This window comes from Streptomyces sp. NPDC030840 (genome assembly GCF_055572015.1).
Genome location: NZ_JBVIEE010000026.1, coordinates 99,698 through 115,136 on the forward strand (window position 1 = coordinate 99,698; position 15,439 = coordinate 115,136).

9 protein-coding genes are annotated in these 15,439 nt (G+C 73.1%); 3 read left to right on the forward strand and 6 right to left on the reverse strand.

Features of this window, described 5'->3' with window-relative positions; translation table 11 throughout:
- The first annotated feature begins 214 nt into the window (after positions 1-214).
- Positions 215-487 carry an oligopeptide/dipeptide ABC transporter ATP-binding protein gene (locus ACZ49J_RS38195; protein ID WP_467455310.1) on the forward strand — a complete coding sequence of 91 codons (273 nt, stop codon included), beginning with the start codon at positions 215-217 and terminating at the stop codon, positions 485-487.
- Here ACZ49J_RS38195 and ACZ49J_RS38200 read toward each other — a convergent pair.
- Entirely contained in the window at positions 477-1,451 is a 975-nt protein-coding gene (locus tag ACZ49J_RS38200; protein WP_467455309.1) for a GNAT family N-acetyltransferase, read from the reverse strand. The two genes, ACZ49J_RS38195 and ACZ49J_RS38200, sit on opposite strands and share 11 nt — an antisense overlap.
- 156 nt (positions 1,452-1,607) lie before the next feature.
- On the opposite strand from ACZ49J_RS38200, the gene ACZ49J_RS38205 reads away from it, so the two are divergent.
- The gene (locus ACZ49J_RS38205) at positions 1,608-2,027 is read left to right on the forward strand and encodes a hypothetical protein (protein WP_468351741.1); all 420 of its coding nucleotides are present in this window, start codon (positions 1,608-1,610) and stop codon (positions 2,025-2,027) included.
- A gap of 128 nt (positions 2,028-2,155) precedes the next feature.
- Positions 2,156-4,666 (forward strand): hypothetical protein, encoded by a 2,511-nt coding sequence (locus tag ACZ49J_RS38210; protein ID WP_467455307.1) that lies wholly within the window; start codon positions 2,156-2,158, stop codon positions 4,664-4,666.
- A 25-nt stretch (positions 4,667-4,691) separates the two neighbouring features.
- On the opposite strand, the gene ACZ49J_RS38215 is transcribed toward ACZ49J_RS38210, so the two are convergent.
- Genes ACZ49J_RS38215 through ACZ49J_RS38235 form a run of 5 tightly spaced genes read right to left on the reverse strand, consistent with a single transcriptional unit; the run spans position 4,692 to position 15,352 of the window.
- Positions 4,692-6,233 (reverse strand): hypothetical protein, encoded by a 1,542-nt coding sequence (locus tag ACZ49J_RS38215; RefSeq protein ID WP_467455306.1) that lies wholly within the window; start codon positions 6,231-6,233, stop codon positions 4,692-4,694.
- Positions 6,230-7,606, reverse strand: coding sequence for a hypothetical protein (locus tag ACZ49J_RS38220; protein WP_467455305.1), 1,377 nt, complete (start codon positions 7,604-7,606; stop codon positions 6,230-6,232). Before ACZ49J_RS38220 ends, ACZ49J_RS38215 begins: the two co-directional genes overlap by 4 nt.
- The gene (locus ACZ49J_RS38225) at positions 7,603-9,108 is read right to left on the reverse strand and encodes a hypothetical protein (protein WP_467455304.1); all 1,506 of its coding nucleotides are present in this window, start codon (positions 9,106-9,108) and stop codon (positions 7,603-7,605) included. The genes ACZ49J_RS38220 and ACZ49J_RS38225 overlap by 4 nt, the downstream gene beginning before the upstream one ends.
- Complete coding sequence (locus ACZ49J_RS38230) at positions 9,108-12,596, reverse strand: hypothetical protein (protein WP_467455302.1); 3,489 nt, start codon at positions 12,594-12,596, stop codon at positions 9,108-9,110. The genes ACZ49J_RS38225 and ACZ49J_RS38230 overlap by 1 nt, the downstream gene beginning before the upstream one ends.
- Positions 12,596-15,352, reverse strand: a complete 2,757-nt coding sequence (locus ACZ49J_RS38235; protein WP_467455301.1) for a hypothetical protein — start codon at positions 15,350-15,352, stop codon at positions 12,596-12,598. Before ACZ49J_RS38235 ends, ACZ49J_RS38230 begins: the two co-directional genes overlap by 1 nt.
- Between the last annotated feature and the right edge of the window lie 87 nt (positions 15,353-15,439).

The window sequence follows — 15,439 nt, forward strand, 5'->3', positions numbered from 1 at the left end:
TCCACGCACCGCGTCGAAAGGACAGGAAGGCCGGAGAACGGCAGCCCGGTGGCGACGCGCGGACAGCTGAAGCCCAAAGGAATTGACGGATCGTCAGAGGCCGTGAGGCCTCAACTCCTCAGCGCGCGCGGGAAGAAGCCACCGGAACGACCGGTGGCCGGCGCCTGTCCGACTCGGGGCTCGACATGCTCGTCACCGTAACAGAGCCCTCGGGGTGAGCCGTCAGGACGGTTCCGTCCCCCGCACCCGGGCCAGGACGTCCCGGATCATGTCGGCGGCACCGGACATCGACGACGGCACGGCCGCCGCGGGTACGGAGCGCCGGGAGCGCGTCGTCCTCACCGGCGGCGTGCCGAACCCGGTGGACAAGCCGGCCGGCTGCGCGTTCCACACCCGCTGCCCGTACGCCCGGGACCGGTGCGCGGTGGAACGCCCCCGTCTGACGGAGACGTCCCCGGCCGCCACACGGCCTGCCACTATCCGCTGACGGACCGGTCCCCGACGGGGCGGACCAACTCCCACGTGTCCACGGCGTAGTCGAGCGTCATGCCGTGCCGTTCGTACAGCGCCAGGGCCCCGCTGCTGTTGTCGGTGTCCACGCCGAGGCCGATCCGGTCGCGTCCCAGCGCCGCGTAGTGCCCGAAGGCGTGCCGCAGGAGGAGACTGCCGAGGCCCTTGCCGCGGGCCTCGCGCAGGACGGCGAGGTTGCCGACCCATGCCATCGAGGCGCGTTCGTTGTGGCTGCGCAGGAGGCCCGCGTCGCCGAGGCCGTCGACGTGCGCGATCCAGACCAGCGACCAGTCGGCGGAGCCGCCGTCGATGTCGTCCAGCCACTGTTCGTACGTACGCGGCTGGAAGTCGAAGTGGTCGACCATGGACTGCTGGAGCAGCGCGTGGGCCTGTCTGCGGTCGGACTCGGCGAGGCATGGGCGCAGGGTCACGCCGTCGGGCGGCGACGGCAGCCTATCGGCGGCCCGGTCGAGGGGCCGCTCCATCACGTTGTAGCGACGGACCGTCCGCCACCCGCGCCCCCGAAGGGCGTCCAGGTCCATCGTGGGCGCGATGTTGAGGTGCAGGTGCACCACGGCCCGCTCGGCCCCGTTGCCGGCCGCCCGCCGCGCGGCGCGGGCCTCCATCAGGTCGAACAGGTGCAGGGCGGCCTGTGTCCGGCCGGGCAGCGTGTAGTGGTCCATGTCGATCCGCTCACCGCCGGAGTCGTCCCACACCAGCCCGTACGCGACGAGCCGCTCGCCCTCGAACACGAGCCACGAGTCGCGCTCCAGGTCCACCTCGGGATGGATGAGGTCCGCCCGGACCTCGGCGAGCCCGGTGTCCGCCCGGCCGATCTCCATGAGATCGACCTCGTTGAGCAGCGCGCACACCGCCTCCGCGTCGTCGAGCGTGGCCGGGCGCACGGTCAGGCCGGGCGGAAGGGGGGTGGCTGTCGTCATGGGACAACTGTCGGTCGGCGAACAGCCCGGCCGCAACGGACTTTTTCTGCGTCGCTGCCTGAGAACAAACCGTCAAAGAGTGCTCATAGAACAGGAATTGGGCTAATGTTCCGATTGAAGGCATCACTCGGGGGTGGGGATTCCATGGATCCATTGGTGACGACAGCCGCGACGGCCTTGGTGGCCGCGATCATGGGGGACGCCTGGGCGGCGTCGCGCGACGCGGTGCTGGATGTGTGGCAGCGGGTGAACCCCCGGCGTGCCCGGGTCATCCAGGCGGCTCTCGACGAGGCCACCGACGAGGCGGAGCGGGTGCGTTCCGACCCGGCGGCCGAGCTCCGCGGCAGCGAGCTGGAAGAGGACTGGCGGGGTCTGTTCCACGCCCTGCTGCGCGACGCTCCCGGCCCCGAGACCCGTGACGAGGTGCTGCGGCTGATCCGGGAGAACCTCGCACCCGGACTGCCCGATCCGGACCAGCGCGCGAAGGTCGTCACCCTCGTGAACAATTTGAGCGTCTCGGGAAATGGCCAGGCCGCGGTGGCAGGAGAGAACATCTACTGGAACACCCGCGGCTGACCCACGACAGAGCGGGCGCCTTCACTGCGGACCCCGGTGACGGACACGTCCGCGGCACGCACGGTGGCACCCAGTGGACGAGCGCCGGCGGCACCCGCTGGAACAGCATCGACGCGAGGGACCACAGCGTGGTCATCGTCGCCGGGCACGACGTCCGGATCGGCAGCGGCGGCACCTACCGTCTCGTCCCCTGGCCCGGCGCCCGCAGCCCGCTCAGCGGCGCCGACGCGCGCGCCCAGCCCAGTCTGCTGCTCAAGGCCGGCAACGGCGTGGTCGGCTTCCACGGACGTGAACACGAACAGGACGTCTTCCTGGATTGGCGTGGCCAGGGGAGCCGCGTCCGCATCCGCTTGCTGCAAGGCGGCGGTGGCCAGGGCAAGACACGCTTCGCCGACCACCTCGCCCGGACCTGGCGCGAGGACGGCTGGGCCGTCTGGGCCGCTCCCGACCCGGCCGCACCGGACCGGTCGGGCACCTTCACCGACGAGCGGCTGCCGGGCGTCACCGCCGACGGCGAGAGCGCCACGCTGCGGGTGAGCGGTTCGCGCGGCGTACTGATCATCGTCGACTACGCCGACCGGTGGAACGCCGACGTCCTGGTCACGCTGCTGGACCTGGTGCACAAGGTCCAGGGCGCGCCGGTACGCATCCTGCTGCTGGCCCGGCACCCCGGAGTCTGGTGGCAGAACGTCGAGACCCTCTTCACCGAGCACGGTGTCACCTGCGACACCTGGCGCCTCGGACCGCACTCCCCCGAGCCCGCGCAGCGCCCGAAGGAGTTCGAGCTGGCCCGGGCCTGCTTCGCCGCCGTCCTCGGACGGTCACCGGACGGCACGGGCGGTCCCTCGACGCCCGCGCCGGGAACCCCGCCCGGCACGCCCCGCCGACACGACTGGCGGCTGCCCGCCTACGACCTGGTGCTGACCATCCACATGGCCGCGCTGGTCTCCGTGCTGGCCGAACTCGACGGTGACGAGGCGCCCTCGGACCCCCTGGACGTCTCGCGCTACCTGCTGGGGCGCGAGCGGCTGCACTGGGGCCTGATCGACCGCCGGCGCGGCAACCCCGAGTCGAGGCACATGGACATCGCCGTGTTCGTGGCCACACTGACCGGCGGACTGCCCTCGTACGCCCAGGGGGAGGATGCGCTGCGGCGCCTGGGACTGTCAGCGAGCAAGAGCCAGGACCTCACCCACGACCACGCCCTGTGCTATCCGGTGCCCTACCGGCCCCGGGGCGGCTCCCGCGGCAACCCGGTCCTCGAACCGCTCTACCCCGATCGGCTCGGCGAGGACTTCCTGGCCCTGACCATCCCGGGGCACGGCCTGGAGTACCCGGTATACCCGGCCGCCGAGACGTTCGTGACGAAACTGCTCGCACCCGACGCGGCGACCGGCGATCCGCCCCCGTGGACGCGGCGCGCCCTGACCACCCTGATCGAGGTCTCCCGCCGGTGGGCGCACGTGGCCCACGGGCAGCTGTACCCCCTGCTGGAGGAACACCCCGGGCTGGCCATCGCCGCCGGCGGCGGTGTCCTGTCCGCGCTGGCCGACCTCGCCACCGACAACGAGGACCTGCTGCGGCTCGTCCGCTCCCGGATTCCCGCCGAGCGCGGCGTGGACCTGGAGGTGGGCGCCCACGCACTGGCCGAACGGCTGACCGAGTACGACGCGGAGCACGCCGTTTCCGGCCCCGAACTCGCCCGGCTGCACGAGCGCCGGGCCCGGCTCAGCAGCCGCACCGGCAGACGCGACAAGGCGCTGAGCGAGAGCGGCAGCGCGGTGGCCGTGTGGCGCCGTCTCGTCGAGCGCAACGCGGCGGCCCACACCCGGGACCTGGGCCGTGCGCTCGCCACCCACGCGGAGTGCCAGGCGATGGTCCACCTGACGGACACCGCGTCCGAGACCGTGGAGGAGGCCCTGCGGCTGCTGCGCTCGGCCGGTGACGCACCGGGCGTACGGCCGGAACTCGCCTACGCCCTGCGCAATGCCGCCGGTATCCGCTACCGCGCGGGGCGGTGGACCGACGCCGTCACGGCGGCCTCCGAGTCCGTGGAGCTCTTCCGGGTCCTCCAGCGGGACCAGCCGCGGTACCTCGCCGATCTCGCGGGCACCCTGACCCTGCTGGGCGGGCTGCTCGTCGCCGAGGAACGGCTGGAGGAGTCGGTGACCGCGGGCCGGGAATCCGTGCGGATCCTGGACGGGCTCGTCAAGCACCGCCACGGTCTGGAGCCCGAGCAGAGCCAGGCCCACAGCGAACTGGCCCGCGCCCTGGCCAGATCGGGCAGGCTCCGTACGGCCCTGTCCCACGGCAACCGCGCGGTCGGCATCCGGCGGAGGCTCGCGCAGGACAACTTCCAGGCGTTCGGCTCCCGGCTGGCCGTCTCCCTGATGAACCTGGCCGGCTATCACGCCGACCTGGAGTCGTACGTGGATGCCGTGGCCCTGGGGAAGGAAGGGCTCGCGACGTTCGAGCGCTGCCTGGAGAACAGGCTGCCCGTGCATGCCGCGAGCCGTACGGCGGCGGAGACCCTCAGCGAGATCCTCGACCGGGACGGGCGTTACGCCGAGGCCGACGAACTGCGTCTGAAGTACGGGGTGGACGGCCCCGTGGGAGGGGACGGCCCGGCGATCCGGTGAGAACAGCCGGGAAACCGCCCGGAAGTCACCGCTGCCCGCCCGCCGCGGAACGTGCCCGGGCCGCCTCCGTGGCGTACCCGTGGTCCCAGACACAGACGAGCGTCCGGTCCTCGACGGCCGCCCGGATCCGGGCGTTCACCTGCAGCAGGAACGAGGTCAGCCGGGGCTGCCCCGCCGTCCAGCGTTCGGCGAACCAGCTTCCCGTCACCTCGTGCAGCAACAGCCGGGCGGTGGGCCGGGTGCACACCGCGAGCAGGTCGCCCTCCCGGGTGTCCACGGCGGCCCAGCGCACCGGTGCCCCTCGGACGGGCAGCAGTTCGGCCGCGTCGAAGCCCGGCTCGTCGACCGGAAACACCTGCGACCAGGTGCGGCCACGCAGCCGCAGCACGAGACCGTCACCCACGCCGAACGCCAGATGGGTACGCGCCCCGCGGTCGCCGAGCGGCGACAGCAGACCCGTGAGCGCCACACCGACCGCGCGGTCGTCGGGCTTTCCCTGGTCCGAGACCCAGCCGCGGCCCTTCGCCTCGACCCGGATCGCCTGGCCCACGTCGTTCAGCGCCAGGCGCAGCGCCGCGACCGGACCCGGCATGTCGGCCACGGCGTCCTCGTGCAGCCACGGTCCGAGAACAGCCGCGTGGTTCTGCACCTGGGCGAGCAGCGCCCGGCACGCGTGCGCCGCCGCCGACTGGGACCAGGCCCCGTCGGGGACGCCCGCCGCGGTGGCGCTCAACAGGGTCGGCTGCCCCATGCCCACCGGCAACCGCAGCAGCACCGCGTCCCGGCGGTGCTGCTGGCGTCTGCGGTGCCCGTCGCCGCACACCGAGGCGGCCCGGACCACGAGCGCGCCCAGGTCCGCTCCGTCCAGGACGCTGTCGGTCGTGGCGTCGGGACTGAGCGGGAGTTGCTGGGGAATGCCCCACGTCGGCTGGTCGGCTTCGGCGAGCGGCGGCAGCGCGCCACCGTCCGCCGCCAGCCGCCGCATCTCGTCGAGCTCGGACTGCACCCAGTCCGGATCGTCGTCCATGGGTTCGAAAGCCTTGCGCGTCTCTTCGGCCTCCCTGCGGGTCTCCTCCGCTGCCTTGCGGCTCTCCTCGGCCTCTCTGCGACTCTCCTCCGCTTCCCTGCGGCTCTCCTCGGCCTCTTCCCGGGCCCGGCGCGCGGCCTCCGCCTCGTGCCGGGCCGCCTGCTGTGCCTGTGCGGTCCGCGCCCGCAGGTCCTGCGCCTCCGCCAGCAGACGCGCGGCCTCCGCCCGCGCCAGATCCGCCTCCTCACGGGCCCGGGCCGCCTCCGCACGGGCCCCGTTCTCCTGCGCGCGAGCCCGGTCCGCCGCCGCCCGGGCCTCGTTCACGGCGGCCCGGGCGCCGTCCGCGTCGGTGCGGGCGGTGTCCGCCTGCCGCGTCGACTCGGTGAGGCGTGCGAGGGCCTCGGCCCGGTCCCGCCGGGCACGGTCCCGCTCGGTCACGGCCCTTTGGGCGGTGTTCCCACCCCTGCGCGGGCGGCTGCGGGCGAGCAGGGCGATCACGCCCACGCTCAGGACGAGCAGCACACTGAGCACGATGGTCATGGATGTTCCTCCTGTGGGCGTTCGGACCGGCCCTCCGGCTGCCGCGGAGCCACCGCGGTGCGCCGGTCCGTGGAACGCGCCGCGCGGGTGGCGAGAAGACCCACCGCGTGGGTCTCCAGGCAGTGCCACAGCCGCGTGGCGTCGGACGGCGCGCCGTCCGGCGACAGCGCCGTGTCGCGGCAGATCATCCGGGTGTCGTCGAAAGCGGCGGACAGCCGCCGAAGGGTCAGCCCGGGAAGCCTTCCGACGCGTTCCCGCACCAGCGCGGCCACGCCGTCGGCCAGCCCTTCGAGACCGCAGGCGCCCCGATGCGCACGCGCCTGTTCCACCACTGCCGTCGGCCCGTGCTCCGGCCGGGCCAGAACACGCGTCACCTGCTGCGCCTCGGCCACGGCCAGTGCGTACACCCGGGGCCGGGCCTTTGGCGTACCCAGTACGAGGGGCAGCCGCCCGCTCAGCCACTGGGCCAGTTCCGGCATCGGCACGGCGTCGGACGGTGAACGGGACAGGGCCAGGTACACGGTGGCGGGCCCGTTCGGGTAGGTCCGCAGGACCTCGGCCCAGGCACGCAGCCAGGTCACGGTGCCGTTCCGGTCCGGCACCGTCCGCCCGTGCCGCGCTCGCGGGCCGGGGCCGGTGGACACGTCGGCCGCCGGGAAGAGCACCAGGACGGCGTGGCACGCGCCGGCCAACCGCCGTACGGCGCCCGAGGCGTCGGCGCCGTCGCCCGGCAGCCGGGCCGGGATGTCCACCAGTTCGACGCGCCCCGGCTCGTCGCCGAGCAGGGCCCGCCCGGTGTGCCCGCCGCGCCGCACCACCGGCTCGGCGAACAGCGGTTCCACGGCCTCCGCGTCGCTCGTCGCGGTCGCGCCGGACCGGATGGTGTGCGCCGCGAGGTCCTGGACGCGCCGCCAGGCCCGGGCCGCGTCCCGCGGACCGCCGAAGTCGTCGCCGGGCGCGGGGAAGCAGGGCTGTCCCGTCCGGCGGCAGGTCCGCAGCCAGGCCCGGGTGGCCGGGGGCAGTTCCCGGTCGCGGGCCTGACCGGCCAGTCGTTCCAGCACGGTTGCCTGGCCGGGACCGATCGACAGCCGCGCGGGGCCCCCGTCCGTCACGTGGCACAGCGGCAGCACCTCGGCCCGAGCGGGCCCCGCCGCCCCCGTGGCGTCCAGGTCTCCGGTGAGCAGCCCGACCACCCCGGGGTCGGGGCCGGGGCGCAGCACACCCAGGCGCACCGGGGCGTCCTCGGCGTCGAGGGCCGCCATGTCGGCGGCGAGCTGCGGTGTCGCCCCGCCCATGCGCCCGGCGGCGGTCCGGGACAGCAGCCGTAGCGCGGGGGCCCACCGGGCGCGTACGGACGGGTGGACGGCGGTCATCGTGCTCCCCGCGCCGTTTCGGGTTTGATGACGACGGCTCCGATCCCGATCCCCTCGTGGGTGCGGGCCGGTGCCAGCAGCACCCATTGCAGGACCGGTACCGAGGGCCCGGCGCGGCCCTTCACATCCATGCGTTCGTCGGTGCGCTCCCGCAGTTGCCTGCCCGTCAGCGTCTGTACGTTCCGGGGGAAGTCGACGCCCGTGCTCCTGGCGGCATCGGCCATCGCCTGCCAGGGCGCGGCCCGCCAGCGCCACCACCAGCTGTCATGCGCCGCGGGCGTGGAATGCAGGACGGACCCGATCACGCCGTCGAGGTCGTGCAGCATCCTGAACCTGTTCCGGGCGTCCAGCTGCGCGCCGGCGGAAGTCGCCCAGAGGGACAGGTGCTCGCACAGTGTCTTCCGGAAGTAGTCGTCGCTCCCGGCGTAGGTGAAGCCCTTCCAGCGGAACACCAGCGACGGGTCCAGGCCGACCAGCCTCAGCGCGTGGTGGGCCCGCAGCGCCCACCAGCGGCGGTCCGCACCGGCCGACGCGCCCCGCAGTCCCGCGGCCTCGGTGATGTAGTCCTCCATGCGGGACGGCAGGGGCTTCTCGGGCTCCGGCCGGAGGCTGAGCCGCACTTCGATGTGGTGACCGGGCAGCTCGGGCACGAGCACCTCGGGATCGTCGAGCGCGTCTTCCCGCGGGACGTGGACCGCGCCGCCGCCTCCGCGCGCGGCGTCCGTCAGCTTCAGGTGCCACTCGCGCCGTTGTCTGTCCGGGAGCCGGAGCAGGGCCATGTACGACTGGCGCCAGTAGTCGTGCGCCGTGGCCGGCGGCGGTGTGCTCGACTCGCCCCTCGGGACGAGGGCGTCGATGGGCGAGTCCAGCTGAGGGATCTTCATCAGCTCGGCGTGGATCCCGGCCAGCGCCCCGACCAGCCGGTCCGCGGAGGACGGCACGGCTTCCCCGCCTCCGCGCCCGGCGGCCTTCCCGGCGGTGTGCCGGACCTCTTCGCCGTGTCCGGGGCCCTCCGCGTCGTCCGTCACCTCCGTCGGGTCCTCCGTCGGGTCCTCCCTCGGGTCCTCCGTCCGGTCCTCCGTCGATTCCCCCTTCAGGTCCGTCCGCTCCGTGTCTGCCGGTGGGTCCCCCGTACCGTCGGTGCCTTCCTCGGAGGCGTCGGTGACCGTCACCGCCTCCTGCACGGGGAGGGCGGCCGCCTCCGGCTCCCCGGCCGGTGGGGCGGCGGCCCGTGGTTCCTCCTGCAGCTTGTGGATGAGCCAGCCCAGCGTGAGGGCGGCCGAATCCAGATGCCAGCGGGGTGTGTCCGTCGGGTCCCCGGCGAACCTGGCGTCGTACGCCGGGCTGGCGCCGAGGGCGCGGTGGAAGTCCTTGAGCGCCTCGATGAAGACGTCACGGCACCGCGAGTCGTGGGCCAGCAGGGCCCGTACCGTGGCCTCGAAACCGGACACCGCCTCTTCGAGGGTGGGCGGTGCCGCCGCGGGCGGAGGAATCTCGCTCATCAGTGCGCTCCGGTGAAGGGGTTCCACTCGTCGATGAAGTCGGGGCGGCCCCTGTCCATCGCCCGCCGGTGCACGCGGCCGGCCTCGCGTTCGACGTCGCGCAGGTTCAGCGCGGGGGCGAACGGCACCTCCCCCCGGTAGACGGACAGATGACCGCGGGCGTCCAGCGTCGCGGTGTGGCGACGCTGACGGCCGTGGGTGGCGGCGTCGGGCACGCTCAGGACGTCGAGCCGCCTGGGGTTGCCGTCGCCATTGTCCAGATGGAACTCGTACTGCCCTCCGATGGGCGGCACCGGAAGGAACGCGATCCGGCCCGGAACCGGGCGCTGGGTGGTGTCCGCGTCGGGGTGGAAGGACTGGTCGAAGTAGTCGTCCTCACCGCCGGGCGGAGGCTGGGGGAACACCTCGGCGAGCCCGCCGCTCTCCGTGGTGACGCACAGACGCCCGGGCAGCCGGCAGCGCCCCAGGTCGGCGTCGAAGAAGGCGCCGTCGATGAGTTCGGCGAGCCTCAGGTGGGGGCGGGTTCCGTCCACGTAGTAGTGCGGATCGCCGTTGCAGAGCAGGATCTGCGGCCTCAGCTCCTGGTCCACCTCGATGAGGTACCGCACACCGTCCTCGCGCTGCGGATGCCAGACGGGCTTCGACAGGTCGATGCGCTCGCGTCGCGCCGCGAGCGCCAGATCGAAGGTTCCCCACTGGATGGACCGCGAGGCGGAGGTGATCCGGTGCAGCTCGACCTGCCTCGGCAGCAGGTTCCACCGGGGGGACCTGACCCCGAGCGTGCCCCGTTCGTCCAGCTCCACGAACGGCTCGCCGGCCCGCAGCAGCACCACGGGGCGCTTCGCCGCGGCCAGGGGCCCGAGGTCGCAGGGCAGGCTGGAGAACAGTCCGCGCGTCTCGATGTCGAGATCGGTCATGCGCTGGTGGGCGGCCCGGCCGTTGCCGCGCACCGTCTCACCCACGCGCCACCGGTTGCGCACGTTGTGTGCCCAGGCCGCGCCGAGGGACGTCGCCTGCTTCGCGTACTCGGTCTCGATGGACAGGGCCGTCGGCACCCAGCCGAACTTCAGCCGGGTCCCCGAGTCGGCCCGTGACAGCACGTCGGTCACCGTGCTGCCCACGAGTTTCATGCTGCTGGTCCGGCCGGAGAGCACCACCTGGTCGAGCACGGGTTCCGGGCCGGTCTCCCCGCCTTCCTTCGCGGCCTCCTCGTTGTTCTGCCGCTGGCGTTCGAACGTCGTACGGACCAGATCGGCACCCATCTCGGCGGCCCGCTGGAGGACCGGCAGCATCAGCTTCTCGAACTGCGCGGAGTCCAGGGGGATCGCCCTGGACGGGGTACGCAGCCGTTCCGGGGGGCCCTGGACGATCGTGGCGACCTCGTGGGGTTCCAGCACCACGGTGCGTTCGCCGTCCGCACCGAGCGCCTGCTTCTTCTCCTCGGCCAGCCGCCACAGATCGCGGAAGCGGTCACGCTCCTTGGTCTGTTCGTGGTCCGGCAGCGAGGTGTCCCAGGCCGTCGGCAGATAGCTGTCCAGCGTCTCCTTGACGTCCGGGTGGACGATCGTCTCCAGGCAGCGGGCGGCCTGGTCGGCCACCTGTGCGGCCAGGGTGCGCCGCGCGGGACCGGGTCCGGCCTCCCCGTCGTCCTCTGCGTCGTCGCGCAGCGCGTCGATCAGCACCGCCTTCAGCCAGTAGAAGACCTGGAGGGTCAGCAGGTCACCGCCCAGCTGTTCGTGGCCGGTGGAGGCGAGCAGCAGCGGCTCCAGCCGGTAGCGGCGCCCCGAGACCGTCCGCTCCTCGTCGGGGAGCTCGGGCGTGGTGTCGATCAGGTCCAGCTGCAGCAGCGCGATGTCCGTGGTGCCGCCACCGATGTCGATGACCAGCATGGTGCGCTGCCAGGTCGGCGGCGACACCGGCAGGGTGCGGCTCTGTCCGGTCCCCGGGTCCGGTGGGAGGGTCCGGGTCACCCTGCGCGACCGGGCGCGCAGGGCCTCGAGGCCGAGGTTCTGGTTGCCCGCCAGCTCCCGCATGACGAAGAACAGTCCGGCGGCGAGGCCCTCGTCGTAGGCGGTGATGACCAGGGGCGCGCCGAGTGCCTTCCCGACCAGTTCGCCGAGCCGCTGCCGTACCTCGGGCAGGGCCGTCGTCGGGTAGGTGACGATCACGGTCTGCACGGTGCTGCCGGGACGGGACTTGTCCGCCGTGAGCCGTTCGGCGGCCTCGACCAGCCGCAGGTACAGATGCTGGGTCAGATGGATCGCGGACAGGTCGCTGCCCGGTACCGGCGGCACCTTCACCCGGGTCACCAGACGCTTGAGTCCGGTGATCGCCGTGGGTCCGCCCCCGAGCTGGAACGCGCGGTTCTCCGGGAGAGCGGCCTCCTCCTCGCCGCCCGCGCCCTCGACCTCCACCAGCGAGCTGGGCGGGGCGAACGTCGTCCGGCTGTTCTCGCCCACGAACGGCACCGGGCGCAGTCCGTGCAGTCCGAGCGCCGGTGTCTCCGTCGTCCGGGTGTAGCCGGCGTGCAGCAGGGGCGCCAGCCAGGCGCGCAGTTCCCTGCTGCCCGTGGAGAACTCCTGCTCCACCTCCAGTTGGAGCGCCGAGACGGCGTCCTCGTTGCCCTCGTCCACCAGGGCCAGGGCCTCACGGCCGGTCATCGTCTCCTCGGTGGCACCGCGGAGTGTCACCTTCCGGTCGAGCAGGGGCAGGACGGCGTCCCGCCACTCGGCGGGAACGTCCCGGAACGGCCCGGGACCGGCGGCACCTGGCGCCCCTTCGGTGCCGGCCGCGATCAGCTCGGTCAGGAACCTCCCCAGCGTGGCGCACTGGTCCTGGTCGATCCGGTGCCGCTCCACCTTGCCCTCGCTGTGCAGGGTGACGGTCGAGGCGGTGGTGCCGAAGTCGACGACCACGAACTCGTGGAAGTGGTCGGCCGACGGTGGACGCAGCGGGAGGTACTCCGGCTCCGGTTCACCCATCGGCGCCGACTCCGGTGCCACGCCCGGCGCGGCGAACTCGAGCATGACGCTGCTGCCGACGGTGGTGTGCCCTTCGGGTCCCTGGACGTCGACCTCCCAGAACACATCGACGAACAGCGACTCGCCGTAGGCGCGCGGAGCGGCGTCGCGGGGCCGGGGGGCGAGGTGGACCAGCACGGTCTCGATCGCCGCCTCCCGCACCAGGTCGAGATCGCCGATCACGGGCCGGCTGGCGTCACCGTCGGAGGACCAGGCCACCTGCAGCGCCCTGGCGAGCCCGGGCGGCAGCTCGGTGCCGGCGGTGCTGTACACCCTCAGCCGTCCGGGCAGCTGGACCCTGAGGTAGGAGCTGCCGGGCTCGTGGTCCGGGCTGAGCGTGACGACCGGCAGCGGATAGCGGCCCTCGTGCTCGTAGAGGCAGAAGGACCGGTGCCCCGTGACCGCGACGTGCCCGTCGGGCACGGTGGCGGAGTCGGGAGCACGGAACGTCAGGTGCGGGGCGGCCATCAGGCGTTCCTCCAGTCGCTGATCAGTTCGTCGATGGGCTGGCGGCCGTGGCCCCCGGAACCGTCCGGGCCGTCCGGGCCGTCCGGGGCGGTGCCGGCGGCGGGCCCCTGGTCGTCGTCGCCGTCGTCGCGCGGGTCCCCGGGGTCGAGGGGCCGGCGCGGGGGACGCAGGTCGTCCTCGGCGGGCAGGAGCCGGGCCGCCTCCTCGTAGTAGGCGATGAGGGCGTCCAGGCGTGGGGTGAGAAGCCGGTTGAGCCGCGAGGTGACCATGGCGGCCGCCGCGTCCGCCACGTACTGCCGCAACTGCGTCACGATCAGGGGGTGGCGCTCCTGGCTCTCCGTCATCGGGTCGAGGTCCGGCATGAGGTGGTGCCAGGGCAGCGCGTGGTCGGGCTGCAACGGGAACCGGGCCGCCAGGTCCTCCTCGCCCTCGGGGAGGGCCTCGTGCTGCCGGCCCAGTCCGCTCACCACGTACCGGGGGTCCAGCGCGGTCCACAGCAGCGACAGCCGGTGGTCGACCTGGGCGGGGTCCCCGAGGTGGGTGAGGAAGGCCTCCCGGAGCAGGGGCATGGTGGCCGGCTCCTCGAACCAGGCCCGCAGGTCCGCGAAGGCGTCCGACCATGCCTGCTGCCAGTTCTCGAGCCACTCGTCCAGATGCTCGACGTCCTTCTCCGCGCGGCCGGTGACCAGGGCGGCGAACTTGGTGATGTAGGCGCTGGAGTGGTCGGCCGAGGAGTCGGTCACCGCGGGCGCCGCGGTCTGTCCCGGCATCGGTTTGAGGACCGACTCGGCGGACGCGGGGTTCCTGCTCTTGGTGACCAGGCCCTTCTTGTCACTGCGGGCACGCCTCAGCAGCTGCTTCCACTCGGTCCACTCGTACACCTCGCGTCTGACCTCGTCCGCCGCCGAGGTCAGTGCGGGCGGGGGCGGAAGCGTGAGGACCGCGGAGGGAAGCGTGCCGGGGAGCCCGTCCGGGTACGTCGGTTCCGTGCCGGGAGTGGTCTCCCGGGCCGGCCCGTGCGGGCCCCGCAGGTCCTGGAGCCGTGCCAGCAGCGCGTCCAGCAGGAACCTGTAGTCCCGCAGCCTCGCGTTCAGCTCGTCGTACTCGGCCGCGCCCGGTTCGGCGCCGGACAGCTCCTGCCGTACCTGGTACTGCAGGGCGAGCAGCGCCTGCCACAGCTTGCCCCGGGACGCCTCGGCACGCTCCAGCTTCTGGGCGACGCCGTTCGCCCTGAGATGCCGTTCGACCAGCCGGTGCAGGGCCCGGATGCCCCCGTCCTCGTCGGCGTCGCGCAGCCGCCGCGCCCACGGGCCGTTCGGGTCGGCCTCCTCGAAGCGGGCCGCGGTGCTCTCCCAGCGGGGTTGTTCGCCCTGGTCCAGTTTGTGCAGGGCGTCCTCGATCTCGTCCCTGGTCTTCTGCGACAGGTCGGCGTACGGCAGCCCGTAGCGCCGGATCGCGGCCACCGAGGAGGTGAGTACGACCGCGCTCTCCCGGCCCTTGACGAACTTGTCGGCGTGCACGTGGATGCCGTTGAGGGCGTCGCTGCGCTGCAGCAGTTCGTCCTTGGGCAGCGAGACGTCCGGCAGGGTCGGCACCAGCACCCTGTCGAACATGTTGGCGGCGACCAGCGCGGCCTGGGACAGCGCCTGGGGAGTGCGTCCGTCCTGGACGAGCATTCCCCAGAGGTCCTCGACCCCCCGCCGGCCCGGCCTGCGGGCCTCCAGCACGACCAGGATGGTGTGCACCTCGGCGAGTTCACTGCGGCTGAGGTGGGTGTCCCGTCCGTAGGAGCCCGCCCCGCCGAGCCCGGGGAAGTCGAGGAACTGCAGGGGGTGGTCGTCCAGCAACTGGTGCAGGTCCCAGTGGTCCGGCGCGACGTACACGTCGAACACCACCCGCTCGATGAGCATGAAGCTGCGGGCGAGCGCCTCCTTCTGCGTCTCCACCTCCGCGGCGCCGAAGGGCTCGATCCGGGGCCGGGGCCGGCTCTTGGGGATCCGCTCCTCGGTGCCGTGGTCGAGTGCCTCGCGCACGAGTTTGGAGCTGACGTGCCGTACCGATCCCAGCAGGCCGTTCTGGCTCAGGTAGGCGTCACGGATGCGGCACAGTTCCGTGGCCGCGGCCACGTGGGTGGCCGAGATCTGGATCGGGTCGACCACCGGCTTGGGCGCGTCCGGGCCGGTCGGCGGCCACAGACAGCTGACCCACTGGTCGAACGGTCCCCAGCCGCGGGGATCGGTGAACGGGTCGTAGCCGCCGAGGACGTGGCCCGCGCCGAGCACCTTGTGCTCCTTGTCCATGCCGCGCGCGAGTTCGTCCATGATGAAGCGGACGCACGCTCCCAGCCGCTCCTCGCTCAGGTAGTGGACCTCGGCCATCGGGCCGGCCCGGGTCGCTCCCGGCGTGTCCGACGCCGCCCCGGCCGTCTCCGTGTCCGCGGGGGCGTCCCCGTCGGCCGGGGCCTGGCGCAGCCGCAGGACGGTGATGTTGCCCGTGGACTTGCGTTCCTCGACCGGCAGCAGGTCGGGCCGGCCCAGCAGGGAGCCCAGCAGCAGCGACTTGCCGACAGTGAACTCACCGACCACTCCGAAGGTGACGGGTTTGTCCACCCGGTCCTGGAGTTCCCTGAGCAGCCGCACGACGGCGGTGTAGGTCTCGTGGGAGTCGGGTGTTCCGGGTATCTCCTGACGCTGCAGCATGGTGCGCGTCTCGTCGGCGAACCGGCGCAGACCGGCCAGGCCGTGTGCTGAAGTCAAGAGGTCGTCCTCCTCGTAGCGTGAGCGGGTACGGCCGGACGGCGGAGACGGGGTTCCGACGGCACGACCGGCGACAGGAGCCGGGGC

Bases quoted from the DNA above. Each gene is read 5' to 3' on its own strand.
- ACZ49J_RS38220 (WP_467455305.1), bottom strand. From the start codon at position 7,606: ATGACCGCCGTCCACCCGTCCGTACGCGCCCGGTGGGCCCCCGCGCTA.
- ACZ49J_RS38230 (WP_467455302.1), bottom strand. From the start codon at position 12,596: ATGGCCGCCCCGCACCTGACGTTCCGTGCTCCCGACTCCGCCACCGTG.
- ACZ49J_RS38200 (WP_467455309.1), bottom strand. From the start codon at position 1,451: ATGACGACAGCCACCCCCCTTCCGCCCGGCCTGACCGTGCGCCCGGCC.
- ACZ49J_RS38215 (WP_467455306.1), bottom strand. From the start codon at position 6,233: ATGACCATCGTGCTCAGTGTGCTGCTCGTCCTGAGCGTGGGCGTGATC.
- ACZ49J_RS38225 (WP_467455304.1), bottom strand. From the start codon at position 9,108: ATGAGCGAGATTCCTCCGCCCGCGGCGGCACCGCCCACCCTCGAAGAG.